The 20,840-nt window shown below is 39.8% G+C and carries 18 protein-coding genes; 4 read left to right on the forward strand and 14 right to left on the reverse strand.

The genetic code is table 11. From position 1 onward, the window contains the following. Positions 1 to 34 precede the first annotated feature (34 nt). From ligA to R2876_02210, 3 genes are read right to left on the reverse strand one after another with little or no spacing between them, the layout of a single operon-like run. Positions 35 to 1,987 carry an NAD-dependent DNA ligase LigA gene (gene ligA, locus R2876_02200; GenBank protein ID MEZ4357429.1) on the reverse strand — a complete coding sequence of 651 codons (1,953 nt, stop codon included), beginning with the start codon at positions 1,985 to 1,987 and terminating at the stop codon, positions 35 to 37. Between the two features lie 36 nt (positions 1,988 to 2,023). Beyond that, positions 2,024 to 4,192 (reverse strand): UvrD-helicase domain-containing protein, encoded by a 2,169-nt coding sequence (locus tag R2876_02205; GenBank protein MEZ4357430.1) that lies wholly within the window; start codon positions 4,190 to 4,192, stop codon positions 2,024 to 2,026. Between the two features lie 27 nt (positions 4,193 to 4,219). Then, positions 4,220 to 4,522 (reverse strand): YerC/YecD family TrpR-related protein, encoded by a 303-nt coding sequence (locus R2876_02210; protein MEZ4357431.1) that lies wholly within the window; start codon positions 4,520 to 4,522, stop codon positions 4,220 to 4,222. Positions 4,523 to 4,690: 168 nt separating this feature from the next. On the opposite strand from R2876_02210, the gene R2876_02215 reads away from it, so the two are divergent. Together R2876_02215 and R2876_02220 are read left to right on the forward strand one after the other, a co-directional pair. Further along, complete coding sequence (locus R2876_02215; GenBank protein ID MEZ4357432.1) at positions 4,691 to 5,368, forward strand: polysaccharide deacetylase family protein; 678 nt, start codon at positions 4,691 to 4,693, stop codon at positions 5,366 to 5,368. A gap of 41 nt (positions 5,369 to 5,409) precedes the next feature. Then, positions 5,410 to 6,042: a single-stranded DNA-binding protein gene (locus R2876_02220; protein ID MEZ4357433.1), complete on the forward strand. Its 633-nt coding sequence runs from the start codon at positions 5,410 to 5,412 to the stop codon at positions 6,040 to 6,042. 30 nt (positions 6,043 to 6,072) lie between these two features. Here the strand turns inward: R2876_02220 and R2876_02225 are convergent, their stop codons facing one another. The 11 genes from R2876_02225 to R2876_02275 all read right to left on the reverse strand — a co-directional run bounded on the left by R2876_02225 (position 6,073) and on the right by R2876_02275 (position 18,226). Continuing rightward, positions 6,073 to 8,541, reverse strand: coding sequence for a DNA topoisomerase (ATP-hydrolyzing) (locus R2876_02225; GenBank protein ID MEZ4357434.1), 2,469 nt, complete (start codon positions 8,539 to 8,541; stop codon positions 6,073 to 6,075). Then, positions 8,534 to 10,486, reverse strand: coding sequence for a DNA topoisomerase subunit B (locus R2876_02230; protein MEZ4357435.1), 1,953 nt, complete (start codon positions 10,484 to 10,486; stop codon positions 8,534 to 8,536). The genes R2876_02225 and R2876_02230 overlap by 8 nt, the downstream gene beginning before the upstream one ends. 118 nt (positions 10,487 to 10,604) lie before the next feature. Then, the gene (locus R2876_02235) at positions 10,605 to 12,347 is read right to left on the reverse strand and encodes an NADH-dependent [FeFe] hydrogenase, group A6 (protein ID MEZ4357436.1); all 1,743 of its coding nucleotides are present in this window, start codon (positions 12,345 to 12,347) and stop codon (positions 10,605 to 10,607) included. Positions 12,348 to 12,371: 24 nt separating this feature from the next. Beyond that, positions 12,372 to 14,162: an NADH-quinone oxidoreductase subunit NuoF gene (gene nuoF, locus R2876_02240; protein MEZ4357437.1), complete on the reverse strand. Its 1,791-nt coding sequence runs from the start codon at positions 14,160 to 14,162 to the stop codon at positions 12,372 to 12,374. A 52-nt stretch (positions 14,163 to 14,214) separates the two neighbouring features. After that, entirely contained in the window at positions 14,215 to 14,565 is a 351-nt protein-coding gene (locus R2876_02245) for a (2Fe-2S) ferredoxin domain-containing protein (protein MEZ4357438.1), read from the reverse strand. After that, positions 14,543 to 15,118 (reverse strand): ATP-binding protein, encoded by a 576-nt coding sequence (locus R2876_02250; protein ID MEZ4357439.1) that lies wholly within the window; start codon positions 15,116 to 15,118, stop codon positions 14,543 to 14,545. The genes R2876_02245 and R2876_02250 overlap by 23 nt, the downstream gene beginning before the upstream one ends. Positions 15,119 to 15,125: 7 nt before the next feature. After that, the gene (gene nuoE / locus R2876_02255; GenBank protein ID MEZ4357440.1) at positions 15,126 to 15,602 is read right to left on the reverse strand and encodes an NADH-quinone oxidoreductase subunit NuoE; all 477 of its coding nucleotides are present in this window, start codon (positions 15,600 to 15,602) and stop codon (positions 15,126 to 15,128) included. A gap of 190 nt (positions 15,603 to 15,792) precedes the next feature. Next, positions 15,793 to 16,215: an AraC family transcriptional regulator gene (locus tag R2876_02260; protein ID MEZ4357441.1), complete on the reverse strand. Its 423-nt coding sequence runs from the start codon at positions 16,213 to 16,215 to the stop codon at positions 15,793 to 15,795. 14 nt (positions 16,216 to 16,229) lie between these two features. Beyond that, positions 16,230 to 17,054: an SPOR domain-containing protein gene (locus R2876_02265; GenBank protein MEZ4357442.1), complete on the reverse strand. Its 825-nt coding sequence runs from the start codon at positions 17,052 to 17,054 to the stop codon at positions 16,230 to 16,232. A gap of 136 nt (positions 17,055 to 17,190) precedes the next feature. Further along, complete coding sequence (locus tag R2876_02270; GenBank protein ID MEZ4357443.1) at positions 17,191 to 17,697, reverse strand: hypothetical protein; 507 nt, start codon at positions 17,695 to 17,697, stop codon at positions 17,191 to 17,193. A 70-nt stretch (positions 17,698 to 17,767) separates the two neighbouring features. After that, positions 17,768 to 18,226 (reverse strand): cytidine/deoxycytidylate deaminase family protein, encoded by a 459-nt coding sequence (locus tag R2876_02275; GenBank protein MEZ4357444.1) that lies wholly within the window; start codon positions 18,224 to 18,226, stop codon positions 17,768 to 17,770. A 290-nt stretch (positions 18,227 to 18,516) separates the two neighbouring features. Between R2876_02275 and groES the strand changes: the two genes are divergently transcribed. Further along, on the forward strand, positions 18,517 to 18,801 hold the full coding sequence (gene groES, locus R2876_02280) for a co-chaperone GroES (GenBank protein ID MEZ4357445.1): 285 nt from the start codon (positions 18,517 to 18,519) through the stop codon (positions 18,799 to 18,801). Between the two features lie 20 nt (positions 18,802 to 18,821). Then, positions 18,822 to 20,450 (forward strand): chaperonin GroEL, encoded by a 1,629-nt coding sequence (gene groL, locus R2876_02285; GenBank protein ID MEZ4357446.1) that lies wholly within the window; start codon positions 18,822 to 18,824, stop codon positions 20,448 to 20,450. The last annotated feature ends 390 nt before the right edge of the window (positions 20,451 to 20,840 follow it).

Here is a 20,840-nt window from a genome sequence, read left to right on the forward strand (position 1 = left end):
TTTTCACATCATGATATTATAACTTATTAATAAGTTATAAATCAAGTAAACTCAAAAACTCCTTTTCATCAAGTACTGTAACTGCATTCTTCTTTGCCTTATCAAGTTTGCTTCCCGGTTTTTCACCGCAAATAACAGCAAAAGTGTCTTTAGTAACAGAAGAGGATACGCTACCACCCTCCCTTTCTATTACCTTAGTAGCTTCTTCTCTCGTCATAGTTTCAAGTGTGCCAGTTAATACGAACTTTTTACCAAATAACTTGCCGTTTTTGTCGCTTGTCTCCTTTCTGGGCGAAACTCCTGCCCTAAACAGCCTTCTTAGTATCTCTTTATTTTTTTCATCTTCTAGAAAGGCACGTATGCCTCTAGCCGTCAATAACCCAACATCTTTTACGGCGACCAAATCTTCCAAAGTGGTATTTTCAAATGCCTCGAAACTTAAAAACCTTTTTGCCAAACTCTTTGCTGTCGCCTTGCCGACACCAGGTATACCAAGTGCATATAAAAAATTCGATAGTCTTGGCGTTTTGCTCTTCTCAATTGCTTCCTTTAATTTTGAAACTTTTTTCTCCTTAAAGCCCCTTATCTTTAGGAGTTTATCGTAATCTATAAAATATAGCGCCGATACATCTTTTGCGCCTAATTTTCCTATAAGAACGCCTATCGTTTTTTCGCTCACATCCGTTATATCCATTGCTCCGCGTTCTGCGAAGTGCGCCATCCTGGCTGTTAACTGCGGAACACAATAAAGTGAGTTATTACAGAATATATTCGCCCCATCCCTAACAATTTCCTTCCCGCAGGCAGGACAAAATTTCGGCGGGACTATTTTTTTAGAATCTGGATAGTGTTGTGCCACTCCTGTAATCTCCGGAATAACGTCGTTAGAGCGGCGGATAAACACCTTAGAACCTATCTTTATATCTTTTTTTAATATATCGCCATAATTATTAAGCGTTGCATTTTTAACAGTGGCTCCGCCGATGTCTACCGGCTCTAAGTGCGCTTTCGGCGTCAGTTTTCCCGTTCTTCCTACTTCCCAAGTCACGTCTAAAAGTTTAGTGGTCTTTTCTTCTGCACTGAACTTATAGGCAACCGCCCATCTCGGGAACTTTTCCGTTGCCCCAAGAGACAGCCTGTCCGCCATATCGTTTAGCTTTAGAACTGCACCATCTATCAAAAAATCCAAATCAAAACGTGTTTCTTCTATCTCTTTAATCGCATTTATAGCTTCGTTTACATCTGGGACGAGTTTTATAAACGGGCTTAACTTAAAACCGCATTCACGTAAAAACTTAATCATCTCAATATGTGTATCAAAACTTTTTCCCTCTATATACCCAATGCTATAAAAATAAATATCTATTTTGCGTTTTTTAGCAACTCCCGGGTCTAAATTCCTTAGTGCCCCGGCCGCTGCATTCCTTGCATTTTTAAATTTTATATCTTCTTCATTATTTATCTTTTCGAGATCTGATAAATGTATTATAGCCTCGCCCTGAACTTCCATCCTTCCGGTAAACGGTATTTTTTTTACAACCGATTTTATGTTTTTAACCTGTGCTAAAATCCCCTCGCCGGTTACTCCGTCTCCTCTCGTTGCCGCCTGCCTTAGATATCCCCCATCGTAAGTTAAGTTAACTGTCAGGCCGTCAAACTTATACTCTACCACATAATCGGATTTTTTATTTAATATCTTCTCGTTCCTAATATAAAAGGCTTTTAGGTCTTGTTGCGTTTTTACTTTGTCTAAACTGTATAGAGGCGACAGATGAGTATGTTTTTCAAACTGTGTTAAGACATTGCCGCCGACCCGCCTGGTAGGAGAGTTTTCAAGTACCACGCCGCTTTGCTTTTCAAGACGAACCAGCTTATCGTAAAGTTCATCGTATTCAGCATCACTCACTATCGGGCTATCCAGCGTGTAGTAGTGGTAATTGAAAGAATTTAAACTTTCAATCAGCCTTTTCATTTCTTCTTCTATCATAAACTTTCACCTTTATTAGGTATTATTTACTAAACTTTAATAATCAATTACGGCAAGCGGAGCAAATGCCGTAAAAATTTTCTTTTGCCCGACACTGTCAAAGTCTACAACTGCTATGGTCTCTTTCCCTTCCCCGGAAACTTTAACGACTACGCCGTCACCAAACTTGGAATGGTTTACATGTGCACCAACACAAATACCTTCTTTTAAAACTGCTTGAGGCAGCTTTTGGCTATGATACTGAAAAAAGTTTTGTTTTATTTTCGGTTCTTTTATAAAATGCGGCTTAAACTTTGGTGCACTTTTTTTATCAATCATTTTATCCGGCACTTCATCTAAAAAACGGGAACGTGAATAGCTTTTATATCCGCCCATAGTCCCGTAAGTCGTACGCATATGCCCCCAAGTCATATATAAATACTTTTTTGCCCTGGTTATACCGACATAGCAAAGGCGCCTTTCTTCATCCACTTTTTCCTCGCTTAAAGATGCGGCATGAGGTAATATCCCCTCCTGCATGCCCGCCAATACCACCACGTCAAACTCAAGCCCTTTAGCGGAATGCAACGTCAATAAAGAAATGCTCTCCTCCTTTTCACCCATATCGTCTAACTCAGATATAAGAGCGCTTTCATACATAAAATCGTAAAGAGTAGCTCCCTCATTTTGCTGTTCAAATGTATATGCTCCATTTAAAAATTCAAGCAGGTTGTCTATCCTGTTCTTTGCTTCAGGAGTGCCTTCCTTTTCATAACTTGCGATTAAACCGGATTCTTTTAAAACCGTATCTACGAATTCGCTTATACTTAAAGAAGAAAGTTTTTCCCTAAAGCCTTCAACCAGTGAAACAAAAGAAAGTACTGTAGCGGCAGATTTATTTGGCAAAATGCTGCTAGCATTTTGCCCCGCTTCGAACATGGAAATGTCTTTTAAAGTCGCTTCGTCAGACAGAGTACCCAAACTTTTGGCACCTATTCCCCTTTTTGGGCTTCCCGATGCCCTTATAAAAGATACGTTAGACGAGGTGTTAAGGATTAGATTCAAATATGCAAGTAGATCCTTTATTTCACTTCTTTGGTAAAACCCAAACCCTCCATATACGCGGTATTTAATTCCACGGGATTTAATCTGCGCTTCAATAACGCGAGACTGCATATTTGTCCTGTACATCACTGCTATCTCATTTGGCAAGACTCCCTGCTGCAAATGCATGCTTACAGTATCTGCTATAAACTCAGCTTCTTTAAATTCATTTTCACATTCGAATTCAACAGGTGGGCTTAACAGTTCAAGCTCTGAAAACAGTGTCTTTCCCTTTCTGCTCGGGTTGTTTTTTATAACACTGTTGGCTACGTCTAATATGCGTTGGTGCGAACGGTAGTTTTGCTCTAGCCTCACTATCTTTGCACTGGAAAAATCTTTTTCAAATTCAAGTATGTTTCTTATGTCCGCGCCCCTAAATCCATAGATAGACTGATCGTCGTCGCCTACTACGAATATATTTTTATGAAATGATGAAAGTTTCTTTAAAATATCATACTGGACGAGGTTAGTATCCTGGTATTCATCCACCAGGATATGTTCAAACTTAGAAGAATATTTTTTTAAAACTTCTTCATTATCTAAAAGCTGCCTTGTTTTTAAAAGCAAATCGTCAAAATCAAAGGCAGCGTTTTTCTTCATCGCTTTTTCGTATTCCTTATATATTTTAGCAATGTCCTCTTCTATTTGCGAGGCCGATTCGCTTAGAAGCTCGTCCGGAGTTTTCCCTTTGTTTTTAGCATCGCTTATGATTTTCCTGGCTGCTTTTTTGTTTATATAGTCTTCACTGAATCCAAGATTTTTCTGGCAGGAAGCTACTAAACTTAAAACATCCCCTTCATCATATATAGAAAACCCGCTTGAATATCCTATCTTATCCGAATCTATCCTTAATATCCTAAGGCATATAGAATGGAACGTACCTATCCACATTCCCTTGGAACCTACTAATGTGTTTATCCTCTCCCTCATCTCCGCAGCTGCTTTATTGGTAAAAGTTACCGCTAAGATATGGTAAGGCAAAACCCCTTTTTCAATCAAATATGCTGCGCGATAAGTAAGAACACGCGTTTTCCCCGATCCGGCGCCAGCTAAGACAAGTGTAGCCCCGCTTGAAGCAGTCACTGCCTCTTTCTGTGCCGAATTTAGTTTGTTAAAATCCATAACTATCCCTTTTTGTACCGGCTAAATTTACTCTTCGCCTTTTTCTATTCTATCTATAACCATTCTATAACCACCGGTACCATAGTTAATGCATCGGTTAACTCGGCTTATTGTTGCAGTTGATACCTTTGTCTTATTAGCTATATCTTGACAAGTATGCTTATCCTTAAGTAGAAACGCAACTTTTAACCTGTTAACAAGCGCGGTCAACTCTGAGATAGTACATATATCTTCAAAAAACATATAGCATTCTTCTTCGTTTTTTAAAGATAATATGGCTTTAAACAGCTTATCAGTATCTTCATTTTTAAGCTTTGATATATACGACATAAATGCCTCCTCAAGCCATGCTTGAAAAATAAAATCTATTTATATTTTAACACGTTATCATGCGAAATTAAAGCCCTAAAAACCTTAAAAATAAACTTTTTAAGGAATATTTTTTTTATGTATAAATAAACATATTAAAGAAAAGCATAAAAAAGCGGAGGAATTTTATTGTCGCTTTCTATAAAGATAAATAAAATAATTTGTCTGCTGTTCTTAGTAACGCTGATATTATTTACGGCAAGCTGCTCGGCCGTTGAACAGAGTATTAAATCGGAAGACAAGCAAGTGGCAATAACTATAGATATGTCCTTTGGAGATGACGACTATACCGAAGAAATCTTATCCGTTTTAGATAAATTAAATGTAAAAGCATCTTTTTTCATAGTTGGAATGCTTGCCGAGAAAAAGCCCATATTAATAAAGCGTTTAGCCTCCTATGGCATGGATATAGAAAATCATTCGTACTCACATAAAAACTACACGCTCTTAAACGATGAGGAGATCGTTGCCGATGCTAATAAGACAAATGAACTGATACTTAATCAAGGAATTGAAACAAATAAGTATATCCGCCCGCCGTTTAATGTGGTAGACGACCGCATAAAAAATGCTCTGGCCAATGCAGGATATACAGTTGTCTTGGGGCTAGATTCAAGGGATTGGGAGCGAAACGGATTTAGTTCAATAGTTTCAAATATATTAGACTCGGTCCAGCCGGGAGATATACTTATGTTCCAATCAAACGTAATGGATACCCCGGCTGCGATCGAAAAGATAATAACAACGCTTAGGGAAAGGGGCTATAAAATAGTACCGTTAAACGAACTTATAGCCGGCCGGGAATAAAGATACTGGCTTTTACAAACGTTTTGGAGGATATTTTAACTATGCAGGATACTTTTACGAACATACTGGAACTTACCGGGCATGTCTTAACCAAACCGGTTAAAAGCCACGAGCTTTTTGACGAAGTCTTTTATACCTTTAACATCGAAGTAAAGCGGCTTTCCTTCGTTTCGGACATTCTGCCAGTTACCGTATCCGAAAAGACTCTTTCTTTATTCAAAATAGATGAAGGCGATCTAATCAAAGTAACCGGGCAGTTAAGATCCTATAACCATATAAAAGAAGGATCTTCCAAACTTGTTTTAACTGTGTTTTGCAAAAAACTTTCTCCCTCTGAAAACGAATTTGAAAACGATGTATCTTTAATGGGATATGTGTGCAGAAAACCGACCTACCGTATAACGCCTTTCGGGAGGGAGATCACAGATCTGCTTTTAGCTGTAAACCGTGCATACAATAAATCCGATTATATACCATTAATAGTGTGGGGCAAAAATGCGAGGCTTACCTCAGACCTTCAGATAGGTGACAGGATACGCATTGAAGGCCGGCTCCAATCCAGAGAATATGAAAAAGTCCTCGATACTAAAAAGGAAATAAGGACGGCATATGAAGTTTCCGTCTCTACTATAACTCTTCCAGACAAAAAAGTGCTAGAAAAAACCGACTCATAAAAAAAGCACCGTCAACGGTGCTTTTTTATTTTACACATCTACACTTAACTGTTTTAGCTTATCCCCATTATCACTTAAACGCACATCCAGGCTAGCCGATTGTGTTTTAAGCGCTACCTTTGCCCCTCTTGATATTATGTCTTGTTTTGGTATATCCTTTTCGGATAAAAGCAAGGTATTTTCGCCCGTTTTGACCGCCAGCAAAAACTCCCTGCCAACTAATGAAGCAAAAGCTATCTGTTTGCCGTTTTGTCCGTTTTTTAGCAACCCAAAAATGCTTGCTCCTTTGCCGCCTCTTGTTTTTACCTCCAAAAGCCTTGTATCTACCAACTTGGCATATCCTAGATCTGTTAATAGCACTATGCTTTTCTTGTCACCCAATGCAAACTTACCTGCACAGATAATTTCATCACCTGCTGAAAGCCTCATGCCTATAACACCCTTTGCATTTTTACCAAGCAATGGGAACTCTTTTCCTGAAATAGTTAAATTAATACCCTTTTTAGTGACCATGCATACATCGTCGTTTTCTTTTATGTCAAATACTGCTGCCACGCCGTCGCCTTCTTTTAAACCAATTGCGGCTATCCTGCTCTTCTTTACGTTGAATTCGTTAAAGTCTACTTTTTTTATCATTCCGCCTTTAGTTACAAAAGCGAGATCGGTACATTGGTTTTCCTCGCCCACTATCGCCACTATCTCCTCGTTGGGGAGGATACCTGCAAAAATGGAATTTAGAGCGACGCCCTTATCCTTAAACTTATGCTCCGGTATATCACCCACTGTATATGTAAACATGTTTCCGCAGCTTGTAAAAATACGTACCTTTTGGTTCGTCTTTGTCTCTAAAATGAATTTTAAGCGGTTGTCCTCGTCTATAGGGCCTGTCTCCATTCCTTTTTTAAACGTCTTGCTTAAAATCCTCTTTATAAAGCCGCTAGACGTTAGGCAAACAACGCATTCGTCTACTACTAAAAATGCGTTTTCATCGATACATATGTCTTCTTTTTCTTTTGTTATACGGGTGCGCCGATCATCTGCAAATTTTTCTTTTACCTCTAAATGCTCGTTTATTATAAGCTTAAAAAGCAGTTTTTCAGAAGACAAGACCGCCTCTAATTTCGCTATCAAATTGAGTATAGACTCGTATTCTTCTTTTAATATTTCAATTTCAAGTGCAGTTAAGCGTGCTAAACGCATATCCAAAATTGCCTGGGCTTGTATCTTTGTTAAATCGAACTCCTCCATTAACTGTTCCCGCGCTTGCGGCGGGTTTTTAGAGCCTCTAATTATCTTTATCACCCTGTCTATATTAAGCACGGCTACCATGAGGCCGGATAAGATGTGTTCCCTCATCTTTGCCTTTTTTAAATCGAATTCTATGCGGCGTGTCACTATTTCCTTTTGGAAAGAAATATAATAGTCAATCATCTGAAGCAAGTTTAATTGCATTGGGCGGCCGTCCGCAATGGCGACCATATTGGCCGAAAAAGTAATCTGCAGATCCGAATACTTATAAAGGCAGTTTAAGATTGCCTCTGCATCCGCACCGGCCTTTACCTCGATAACGGCGCGCATTCCCGTCCTGTCCGATTCGTCTTTTATGTCGTAAATCCCGGAAAACATCTCACGCTTTGTCTCGCTTAAAGTAAGTATCTTTTGGAGCATATTGGCCTTATTTACCTGGTAAGGAAGCTCGGTTATTACAATAAGCTGCCTGCCGTTTTGGCCTTTTTCTATATGTGTCTTTGCACGAAGCGTCAGTTTCCCTTTTCCGGTTGAATAAACCTCTAAAATATCTTCCTCTGAAAAACAGTATCCGCCGGTCGGGAAATCCGGCCCTTTTATATATTTCATCACGTCTTTAACATTGCATGAAGGGTTTTCTATCCGGCATATTACGCCGTCTATTACTTCACCTAAGTTATGCGGCGGTATATTCGTAGCAAGGGCAACCGCTATGCCGGATGCACCGTTTACCAGCAGATTCGGGAAGCGTGCCGGGAGCATGTCCGGCTCTTTTAAACTGTCGTCGAAATTAAGCCTGAACGGAACTGTCTCCTTTTCGATGTTTTGTATCATCATCATGGCAATTGGAGACATCCTGGCTTCTGTATACCTCATTGCCGCTGCATTATCCCCGTCTATAGATCCGAAATTTCCATGTCCGTCTACCAGCGGAGCCCTCATATTAAAACCTTGCGCCATCCTTACCATAGCTTCATAGACACTAGTATCGCCGTGCGGATGATACTTGCCAAGCGTATCACCGACTATCCTGGCAGATTTTTTATAAGGCTTGTCCGGAGTTACACCTATTTCAGACATATTATAAAGGATACGCCTTTGAACAGGCTTAAGCCCGTCCTCGACGCGCGGAAGCGCGCGTTCCATTATGACGTACTGCGCATACGGCAGCATAGAAGCGGACATCACTTCTTCCATAGGCAGGGTTATGATATTGTTGTCTTCGTATGAAACTTCGTTTTTCTTACTCATTAACTGCCTCCGGAGCTAAAAAATCATCCTTTTTATTAAAATCCACGTGTTCGGAAATATACTCTTTGCGGGATTCTGTCTTATCCCCCATAAGTACGGTAACCATCCTTTCGGCCTCAGCAGCGTCCTCCAGTGAAACACGGATAAGCGAACGGTTTTTGGGGTTCATCGTGGTGTCCCACAATTGCTCCGGGTTCATTTCGCCAAGCCCTTTATACCGCTGGACGTTATATGGCGTTCCCAGTTCTTTGCTGGCTTCAAAAAGCTGTTTGGCATCGTACGCGTATATGGATTTGCCGCCTCTTGAAACTTTATAAAGCGGTGGCTTTCCTATGTAGACATGTCCGCCGGATAAAAGCGGTTTAAAATATCTGAAGAAAAATGTTAAGAGTATTGCGCGGATATGCGCACCGTCTTGGTCCGCATCCGAGAGTATTATTATTTTATTGTATTTTAGGTTTTCAATCGTGAAAGATTCATCGAATCCGGCTCCTAAGGCCGTTATTATCATCCTAAATTCTTCATTGGCCATAACTTGATCAAGCCTTTTTTTCTCTACGTTCAAAGGCTTTCCACGGAGAGGTAAAATGGCCTGGAAATGCCTGTCCCTCCCCTGCTTTGCACTGCCTCCGGCACTGTCACCTTCAACTATGAAAAGCTCATTTTCCTTTGAGTTTTTACCCGTGCAAAAGGCCAGCTTTCCAACCAGTGGCGCACCTTCTAATTTATTTTTCTGCCTTTCTAACTTCTTAGCCTTTTTAGCGGCTTCCCTTACTCTATATGCCGCATATGCCTTTTCTATCATCTTAGTTGCGGTAGCGGCATTATTTAAATCGGATAAGTAGTTGTTTAAACCCTCTAAAACAACGGATTCAACTGCCGGCCTAACCTCTGTATTGCCAAGTTTAGTCTTTGTCTGGCCCTCAAACTGCACATTTTTTATTTTGAGGGAGAGTACTACGGTTAAACCTTCCCTAAAATCCTCCCCTGATAGGTTGTCCTTATCTTTTATTACAGCAGATGCGCGTGCATAGTCATTAAATGCTTTAGTCAGTGCAGACTTAAAACCTGTTTCATGTGTCCCGCCTTCCGGGGTAGGTATATTGTTTACATAGGAGTATATACCCTCTGTATACCCGTCGTTATACTGTATGGCAACGCTTACAAGTATATCTCCTCTTGCAGCGTTTATGACGATCGGGTTTTCCTCTATTACTGTTTTATCTTTGTTTAAATACTTGACAAAATCTGCGATTCCACCTTGAAAGTTAAATGTCAGCTCTCTTTTTTGGTCCCTTAAATCAATTAACTTTATGGTTATGCCCCTGGTTAAAAAGGCTAATTCCCTTAGCCTTGTAGATATGTATTCAAAATTAAATTTAATCGTCTCAAATATACGGTCGTCTGGAAGGAATGTAACACGTGTCCCTGTCTCCTTGGTATTGCCGACTTTAGACAGAGGGACCGTCATCTTTCCCGGATGTACTTTGCCGCTTTTATCGGAAATAGTTTCAAACCTTGCGCTATACTTTTTCCCATCCGTTGAAACTTCAACGTCTAAATACCTAGAAAGTGCATTGACTACAGATGCGCCAACGCCGTGTAACCCTCCTGAATATGCATAGTTTTTATTGTCGAACTTACCACCGGCATGCAACCTTGAGAATACCACTTCTACACCGGATATCTTTAGCTGCGGGTGCAGCCCGACAGGAATTCCTCTTCCGTTGTCTGTTACAGTCACACTATTGTCAGCGTTTAATATAACTTCTATCCTATCTGCGTATCCATTTGCTGCCTCGTCCATTGCGTTATCCACAATCTCCCATAGCAGATGGTGAAGCCCCCTTAACCCTGTAGAGCCTATGTACATCCCAGGGCGGCGGCGAACCGCTTCTAACCCTTCGAGTACCTGTATATCCTTTGCGCCGTAACTCTCAGACATCTATGCCTCCATAATATATAATGTATAAAATACGTCTTTTCACGGGTATTATACCCCATATATCGTCTTTTAGCAATAAAAAACCGGTGGAAGTTTTCCACCGGTTTTTATGTTTTAATTAGTTTTTATATTTCTCTCTTGCATGATAATGTGTGTGTAGGAGCTCATGCGCTTTATGGCTGTTTGGCTTACCTAAGAACTCTTCATAAATCTTTGTAATTTCTGGGTTCTTATGAGATTTTCTCAAAGGCATTGCCTTATCAGCATCATATGTAGCTTTCATACGAAGCTCCGCAGGGTTGATGGACATCTTAATTCTCGAGCTGACTATCGGCTGTCCGCCACCGTTTATACATCCACCCGGGCAACCCATGATCTCTATGAAGTGGTATTTCTTTTCACCACTCCTTACTTTTTCCAATAGTTCTTTAGCTGCTCCAGTTGAAGATGCAACTGCAACATTAACATCCATCCCTGCTACATTTACTGTAGCTTCCTTGATTCCATCAAGGCCACGAACTGCTTTATAATCTATTTCCTTTAAGTCCTGTCCTGTAAGTATGTCTGCAACTGTTCTTAAAGCTGCTTCCATAACACCGCCTGTTGCGCCGAATATAACGGCTGCACCAGTAGATGCACCGATAAGGGGATCAAAGTCTTCATCCGGCAGGTTTACAAAATCTATGTTAGCTTGCTTGATCATCTTTGCTGCTTCTCTTGTAGTCAAAACTGCATCGACATCGGGCAGGCCGTCAACTGCGGCGAGTTCTTCTCTTTCTTTTTCGAACTTTTTAGCTGTACATGGCATTATAGATACTACGAATATCTTCTTAGGATCAATGCCTTCCTTCTTAGCGTAATATGATTTAATTAATGCACCCTCCATCTCGTGTGGAGATTTACATGTTGATAAATTATCTAAGAAATCTGGAAAGAAGTGTTCGCAGTACTTGATCCAGCCAGGGCTGCAGGAAGTAATCATAGGAAGTTTCCCGCCGTTTTGTACACGGTTTATAAACTCTGTGCCTTCTTCCATAATCGTTAAGTCAGCTGCAAAATCCGTATCGAAAACGCGGTCGAATCCAACTCTTCTTAATGCTGCTGCTAATTTTCCAGTAACTTTAGTGCCGATTGGCATACCAAATTCTTCTCCGATAGAAACACGGATTGCCGGAGCAGGCTGTACTACAACGTGTAAATCAGGGTTATGGATCGCATCCCAAACTTTATCTATTTCGCTTCTCTCGCTAAGAGCGCCAACCGGGCAAGAGACTATGCACTGTCCACAGTTTACGCATGGTACGTCTGCTATGTTTTTGCCAAATGCAGGCTCTATAATAGTCTTAAACCCACGGTGTGCAGGCCCTATCGCGCCTATTTTCTGTATGTTTCTGCAAACTGCAACGCAGCGGCGGCAAAGTATGCACTTCATAGGATCTCTTACTATAGAATAAGAAGAAGTATCCATTGGACGATCATACTGTACGCCATCAAAACGCTGGTCTTCTGCACCTAATTCTACAGCCAAAGCCTGTAATTCACAGTTCTGGCTACGTACGCAGGACAGACAGTCTTTTTTATGGTTGCCAAGAATCAACTCTAAGTTAGTCTTTCTGGCTTCTAAAACTTTTTTAGTATTTGTAAACACTTCCATACCCTCAGATACTGGAAGAACGCAAGAGGCCTGTAATCCCGGCATTCTCGCAACTTCAACGAGACATATACGGCATGCGCCAATCGCATTTATTCCCTCTAAGTAGCAAAGAGTAGGAATGTTTATGTTTGCTTTTTTCGCGGCTTTAAGAACTGTAGTACCTTCTGGCACTTGGACTTGCTGGCCGTCTATTTTTAAAGTAATCATAGTATTCACTCCCTTTCAATCCTGTTATTTCTTAGAAATTGCGCCAAATTTGCACTTCTCTATGCACGTTCCGCATTTAATACATTTCTGTATGTCAATCTTGAACGGCTTTTTGATTTCACCGGAAATCGCATCTACCGGGCAGTTCCTTGCACAAAGCCCGCAGCCTACGCACTTTTCTGGATCGATCGAGTAATTAAGCAATGCCTTGCAGTATCCTGCCGGGCAGCGTTTTTCTTTAATATGTGCTTCATACTCATCTCTGAAGTAACGTATGGTGCTAAGAACCGGGTTAGGAGCAGTTTTACCAAGTGCGCAAAGTGAAGAATCCGAAATGCTTCTACCTAATTCTTCCAGTCTCTCTATGTCGCCCTCTTCGCCTTTACCAGAAACGATCCTGTCTAATATCTCAAGCATCCTCCTTGTGCCGATACGGCAAGGAGCACACTGTCCGCAGGATTCGTCTACTGTAAAGTCTAAGAAGAACCTTGCTACGTCTACCATACAGTTGTCTTCGTCTACGACGATAAGGCCGCCAGAACCCATCATGGTTCCGATGCTCTTTAATGAATCGTAATCGATAGGTGTATCTAAGTGCTGAGCAGGGATACATCCGCCAGAAGGTCCGCCGGTCTGCGCTGCTTTGAATTTCTTGCCCTTAGGTATACCGCCACCGATATCATATATTATCTCTCTTAAAGTTATTCCCATAGGAACTTCAACAAGACCTGTGTTATTGATCTTGCCGCCCAATGCGAATACCTTTGTTCCTTTGCTTCCCTCAGTTCCAACTGAAGCATACCATTTTGCTCCCTTTAATATAATCTGAGGAATATTAGCTAAAGTTTCAACGTTGTTTATAATAGTAGGCTTTCCGAAAAGGCCTTTGTCTGCCGGGAATGGCGGCTTAGGCCTTGGCTCGCCCCTGTTGCCTTCGATAGAAGATAAAAGTGCTGTTTCTTCGCCGCATACAAAAGCGCCGGCACCTAACCTTATCTCTATATCAAAATTAAATCCTGTGCCGAAAATGTTTTTTCCGAGCATGCCATATTCTCTTGCCTGCCCGATAGCAATAGTAAGCCTCTTAATTGCTTTTGGATATTCAGCACGGCAGTATATATAACCCTGAGAAGCCCCGATAGCAAAACCGGCAATAGCCATAGCTTCGAGTACTACATGTGGGTCGCCTTCTAAAACTGACCTGTCCATAAATGCGCCAGGGTCGCCTTCGTCAGCATTACATACTACATACTTCTGGTCTGCTTCGTATCCCTTTGCAAACATCCATTTTCTGCCTGTCGGGAATCCTGCACCACCACGGCCGCGAAGACCGGAATCCAGCATTTCTTTGATGACACTATCAGGAGTCATCTCTGTCAATACTTTCCCAAGAGCCTTATAGCCGTCGCGTGCTATATATTCATCAATACTTTCTGGGTCTATAACACCACAATTCTTAAGTACTGATCTGCTTTGCTTTTCATAAAACTTAATTTCATCTGTGTTATGTTTAATAGTATTGTCTGGTTCCTTATACAGAAGTTTATCAACAACTCTGCCCTTTATAAGGTGTTCCTCAACTAGAGTTTTAACATCCTCAGGTTTTACTTGGCTGTAGAAAGAACCTTCAGGTTTAATTATGACTATAGGACCAGCCTGGCATAAACCAAAACAGCCCGTCACAACTACTTTAACCTCATTTTCTAATCCTTGTTTTTTTACTTCATTTTGAAACGCCTCGATAACACCGCGTGATCCGGACGATGTGCATCCAGTATCGCCGCATATTAATACGTGCGAACGATAGATTTTCATGTATTATAACCCTCCTTATTATCCGCCTAATAATTTGTTTTATACGTTAGCTTTACGCCGTATATTCTTTAATAACTTTTCCGTTTACTATATGCTGGTCAATAATCTTTGAAGCCTTTTCCGGAGTGACCTTAACATATGTCACTTTGTCTTTTCCAACAATTACGTCAACCGTAGGCTCCAAACCAGATTTTTCAGCATAACCGGACTGCATTAGCGAAACTTCAGTTAAACCGCGAGCAGAAATTTCTTCTAAAAATTTAGCAACTACTGCTCTAGCGCCAGCAGCTATACCACATGTACCCATACCAACTACTATTTTAGTAGACTTATCTTCTATTCTTGAGTCTATGTCGTAGGCTACTTTTTCCTTTATCGCTTCAAGCTCTTTCAACGTTTTCATAGCTTAACTTACCTCCAAACAATTCGTTTATTCCTTTCCTTAAATAATCTAAAATCCACGCCGACACTTTAACCTCGCTAAAAAACTTACCTGCAAACCTCTTTTTTAACTCTTTAGTATCAATCGAAAAACCCTTTTCACCATTCTTAAGTTCAATTTCAAAATCTATATGTTGATTTACTGCTATCAGTGAAAATATCGTCTCGCTTAATTCCCCTAATGGAGGAATATCTATACTACTTAACTTAAACACTGCCATAATTAAACTTCCTACATGCTGTTTTGACTCAAACTTAAAGCTTCCGCCAGTTTCTAGGCACGCCTCTTTTAAAAGTGATAACCCAAGTCCTATTTTCGCATTGGCTTTAGTCGTAAAAAAAGGACTATCTGCCTTTTTAGCTAAATCTTCGTCCATTCCCGATCCATTATCTATAATGTTTAAAACCAAAGTATCTTTTTTCTCATCTACATTAATCGTTATTTTAATAAGTGAAGCATTAGCCGTGATGGCATTTTGACATATGTCTAAAATATGCGAGGATACATCGCGCATGTTTTTATTAATTAAATTTCTTTAAAATTTCCGGAACTTTATCAACTGTCAGCCTGCCGAATACCTGATCGTCGATCATCATGACAGGTGCTAAACTGCAGCAACCGAGACAACGTGTAGGCTCAAGAGTAAACTTCCCGTCTTTGGTAGTTGTACCCGGCTTTACGTTTAATTCGTCACACAATCTGCTTAAAATCCCCTCAGAATTCTTAACGTAGCAAGCAGTTCCAAGGCATACACCAACTAAATGTTTACCCTTAGGCTCTATTGCAAACTGCGCATAAAACGTAGCTACGCCAAAAACCTCACTTAAAGATATTCCAAGATTTTCAGCTATAAAATTTTGCACCTCTATTGGTAAATAGCCGAAAATTTCTTGTGCTTTTTGCATGACTGGCATCAGCATGCCCTTTTGCCCCTGCAATTCGTCAATGTACTTTTGTAGCTCATCAAATTTTTCTTTGTCTAAAGCTGCATTAACCATTGAGACTTTCCTCCTTAAAATTATAATTTAAAATCTATTTTAAAAATTAGCTCACTTCTTTTACTTTATCACAAAAAAAAATACTTTGCACTATCTTTTTACAAATATTGTCGGATTTTTTACTTTATTTTTATAAAAATATATTTTTTTTTGGCTGATTTATATAAATCCAGCTTAAAAATGTAATTTTTTATGGTCTGATGCCAAGTTTATACAAAATACTGCATATTTCAAATTCGGTTTTTTCGCTTCCAATTATCGGCATACCCTTGCTTTCAGCAGCTTCAATGGTCTCGTCCGGCACCTCTATGCCATCCGGTATTATAATACATGCAAATTCGCGCATCACTGCCACGGCAACCACATTTAAATGTGTTTTTACGGTTACCCATACGCTGCCTTTTTTACCTTTAAACATTATGTGGCTTAAAAGGTCGCCCGCACATGCTGAGGTTATTTCATTATCCAAACCTGCTTCGCCCGTCAAAACTGTAAAATAAGATTTTTTTGTGAGTTTTCTTACATCTACCATGATATCATTAAACCATAAATAGGCACCGAAGTTAAGAGTATTTTTTACTAACGGCGCCTTTATCCTTATCGGCCCTTTCATAATTTATTTGGTCTTTAAGAAAATGAATTTATAAAATCGCATACTGCGTAAACTGTATCCGTTGCAGCATATGCCAAATATCCCGTCGTTGGCTTCGTATAATTTTCATTTAAATCATCGACGGTATTTTTAACTGTTGAAACTATAGATTTTATCTTTGCTATCTCCCCGCCTTCATTTTCCGTCAAAGAGTTTATGTCCTGGTATATTGTATCTAAATCCTCTGCCAGGGTATCAAGGTCGTCTTTGATATCCTCGCCTTTATCGTTTTTTATACTTAGCTCTATTAGCTTATCGGCAGCGCTTAGTACTCCCTCTATAGAGTTTTTAATGCTTTGCGTCTGCGTTTCAGATGCGGTTATATTAAAACTCAGCTCCTCGCTCTTAACTTCACGTACGATAGTAGAAATGTCTTCGCTTTCTAAGTTTTCCTTAACAGCATCCGCGTCGCTTTTGGTTTTAAATGTAGCTATAATGCACCTGTATTTATCGTCCTCGGTACGCAGGTAGCCTGCCCCGCCGCGTGCTTTTATGTAACTTGCAGCTGTAGCAGCATTATCCTTGTCCGCGAAAATGCCATACTGAAGCGCGTAATAAGTATTCTCCTCTATGGTGACTTTATCTGTAACAGCCTGCGACGATGTACTCGATACGCTACTGGAAGGAGAGGGGCTTGCGCTGCTTGAAAATACTGAAAATACAGGGTTTGCTACGTTTTCTGCCAGCCACTCACCCGCAGATGTTGCAAAAATAACATATATAACTCCGGCGATTAAAACCAAAATCAAAATCCAACTTCCAAACTTCCTTTTTCCGGGTTCGTTTCGTCCGTGCCTCAAAACTCAAATCCCTCCTAAAACCTTTTTATCTTATGTATTTAATAGTTATGTCAAGGGATTTAAAAATAGTATAACTTGTCTTAAAAAATTTTTTAGCACAAAAAAAAGTGCCTATTCTAGGCGCTTTTTTAATTTATCACTCACACTCTTTTTCATTAAGTGCTCTTTTCATTTCTTCAGACCAATCTTCGATAAGCTCAAGTGAAACGATTATCTTGGATTTAGGCAGATAAATTGCCCTAACTCGCATAAACTTTTTAAGTTTAAAATCTTCAGGCGGATGAGCCATTTTAAATCTGTCTTCTTTTCTTTCTCTAAATTTTAACCCAACATAGGTTTTTCCGGGCATAAAAAACGATATATCGTAGCGGAGGTCAGGCACATAGTGTGCTATATCTCCCTCGTGTTCCTCTAAATTGCCACGGTGGACGTCCGCCATTATCCTGGCTATGGTCCGTATACTAAAATACAGGTATATTAATAGCCCAATGACTATTAAGCTGCCCAAAATTGCGACCAAAAGGCCGTGCGCATATATACGCATATAAAAAAAGCAGAAGATCACCGCTATAATCATTATTGATATAACTATGTTATCCACTAAAAATTTAGTAGTCTGTTTTTTTATTGTTTTTTTATCCATCTTAATTTAACCCCAAAATTCAACTGCCTTTTAATATATAATAAATCAGTGCCGCAAGTCAACTACGCGTTTAATCGCAAAGATCGTCATACTTTTCCACTGCAACTTCTGCTGCCTCTAAAAGCTCCCTTGAAAATATGTCAGGATAAGGATTTTTGTAGACTATACGGCGGATGCCTGCATTTATTATCATCTTAGTGCATATAACACAGGGCTGATGTGTGCAATAAAGTGTTCCTCCGTCTATAGAGATGCCAAGTTTAGCTGCTTGTATTATCGCGTTTTGCTCGGCATGTATGGCATAGCATAATTCCTGCATGGTACCAGACTTTATCTTAAGCTTGTCTCTTAAACATTCGCCTTTGTCTTTACAGCTTAAAAACCCTGCCGGTGCGCCGTTATATCCCGTTGTCATTATACGCTTGTCCTTAACGATGATAGCCCCAACGTTCCTGCCGTCCCGTATACAACTAGACCACTTAGAAATGCTTTCGGTAAGTTCCATAAACCGTTTATCCCACTTATCCATATCTTCTCCCTCTACTTAGTTTTATTAAGTAGATTATAAAATAACTTAAGCAAAATAACAACTTTTATTATTTCATTAGATAATTACGATTTTTGAAGTATTTGGAAGATATACATAGTTAGCGTTATTAATTTTCATTTATTTTAAAAAAATAACCAAATATATACAAATACTAAAATTTACATCATTTGCCTTAACTTTAGGCTACATTTATTATATATGTAAGCGTTAGCACTCATCATCTATGAGTGCTAATAAATCTTTTATAACTTATATAAGGAGGTTTACATATGTCAATAAAACCATTAGGCGACAGAGTCGTTATTAAAAGTTTAGAAACGGAAGAGACAACTAAAAGCGGAATAGTCCTTCCCGGAACAGCAAAAGAAAAACCGCAGATGGCTGAAGTAGTTGCAGTTGGCCCTGGCGGGAACGTAGATGGAAAAGAAATAAAAATGAATGTTAAGTCAGGTGACAAAGTAATATTTTCAAAATATGCCGGAACAGACATAAAAATGGACGGAAAAGAGTATATAATAGTCCGCCAAAGCGACATTCTGGCAGTAATCGAGTAATCAAATAGGAGGAGATACTTATGGCAAAACAGCTTAAATTTGGGGAAGATGCACGCCGTTCACTTGAAGTAGGCGTAAATAAATTAGCAGATACAGTTAAAATAACACTTGGGCCAAAAGGCAGAAACGTCGTTTTAGACAAGAAATTTGGTTCTCCGATGATCACAAATGATGGTGTTACTATAGCTAAGGAAATCGAACTTGAAGACCCATTTGAAAACATGGGTGCTCAGCTTATAAAAGAAGTTGCAACTAAAACAAATGACGTAGCCGGCGACGGAACCACAACAGCTACACTTTTAGCCCAGGCAATTATACGCGAAGGTTTAAAAAACGTTGTCGCAGGTGCAAACCCAATGGGGCTTAAAAGAGGTATTTTAAAGGCAGCAGACATAGCTGTTGATTCACTCAAAGACATAAGCAAACCAATAGAAGGTTCAAAGGCAATCGCTCAGGTGGCTTCAATATCTGCAGCAGATGAGCAGATCGGTTCTTTAATAGCTAGCGCTATGGAGAAAGTCGGCAACGACGGAGTTATAACCGTTGAAGAATCCAAGACCATGAAAACAGACTTAGCCGTTGTAGAAGGTATGCAGTTCGACCGTGGATATGCTTCTGCATACATGGTTACAGACACTGAAAAGATGGAAGCGGTTTTAGATAATCCGCTCATTATGATAACAGACAAGAAGATAAGCAATATACAAGAAATCCTCCCTGTCTTAGAACAGATAGTACAGCAGGGCAAAAAACTTCTCTTAATTGCAGAAGACGTAGAAGGCGAAGCTTTGGCAACACTTATAGTCAACAAACTGCGCGGAACTTTCACATGTGTAGCTGTTAAAGCTCCAGGATTCGGCGACAGAAGGAAAGCAATGCTTCAGGACATAGCTATTTTGACAGGTGGCCAGGTTATATCCGAAGAACTTGGAATGGATATAAAAGATACTAAGATCGAAATGTTAGGTACAGCCAGACAGGTAAAGATAGACAAAGAAAACACCACTATAGTCGAAGGCATGGGCGACAAAGAAGCTATCAAAGCAAGGATCGCTTCCATACGTTCCCAGATCGAGGATACAACCTCCGAATACGACAAAGAGAAACTTCAGGAAAGGCTTGCTAAGTTATCTGGTGGTGTTGCCGTAATCCAGGTAGGTGCCGCAACTGAAACGGAAATGAAAGAAATAAAGATGAGAATAGAAGACGCACTTGCCGCAACACGTGCTGCTGTTGAAGAAGGTATAGTACCTGGCGGTGGTGTAGCACTTCTTTCAGCTATGTCTTCTCTTAAGGCTGCTATAAAGAAAGCTGTTGGAGACGAAAAGACAGGTTTACAGATAGTACTTCGTGCAATTGAAGAGCCTGTCCGCCAGATAACGGCCAATGCCGGCCTTGAAGGAAGCGTCATCATAGAAAAAATAACGAATTCAAAAGATGCCGCATTTGGATTTGACGTTTCAACAGGTGAATATGTAAATATGGTTGAAAAAGGTATAATAGACCCAACAAAGGTTACACGTACAGCGCTCCAAAACGCCTGCAGTATATCATCTATACTGTTGACGACCGAAAGCCTGGTAACCGACATCCCGGCTCCAGAGCCGGCAATGCCTACAGCTCCAGGTGGAATGCCAGGGATGTATTAATATAGATTTCGGTGCTTAAATAAGTTTCAAATTAAACAAAAGAGGCAAGAATATCTTGCCTCTTTTGTTTTTAACTTTTTATACTGTTTATTAAATACTTAACTTTATTTATGTCTAATTTTTAAAAATAAAGAGATGCTTAATAAAATTTAAAAACAATTTCACACTCCTTTTGTTATTTCCCGGAAAAATTCGATATTTATTTTGCAGATTATGTAAACGCAATTATAAAACCCTCGCCTTAATTTATATTATACTTAAATTCATTTAAAATCTTTGTTTTCAGGTAATCTATCTAAAGTATTAATAAAAAAGCCCTCCGTTTTAAATTTTAAAAAACAAAAGCCATTTTAGCCGTTTTAAATTAAAAATAAAAAAACCCGGGTTAAA

The sequence above is a fragment of the Eubacteriales bacterium genome (genome assembly GCA_041390245.1).
Classification (GTDB): Bacteria; Bacillota; Clostridia; order Christensenellales; family JAWKQI01; genus JAWKQI01.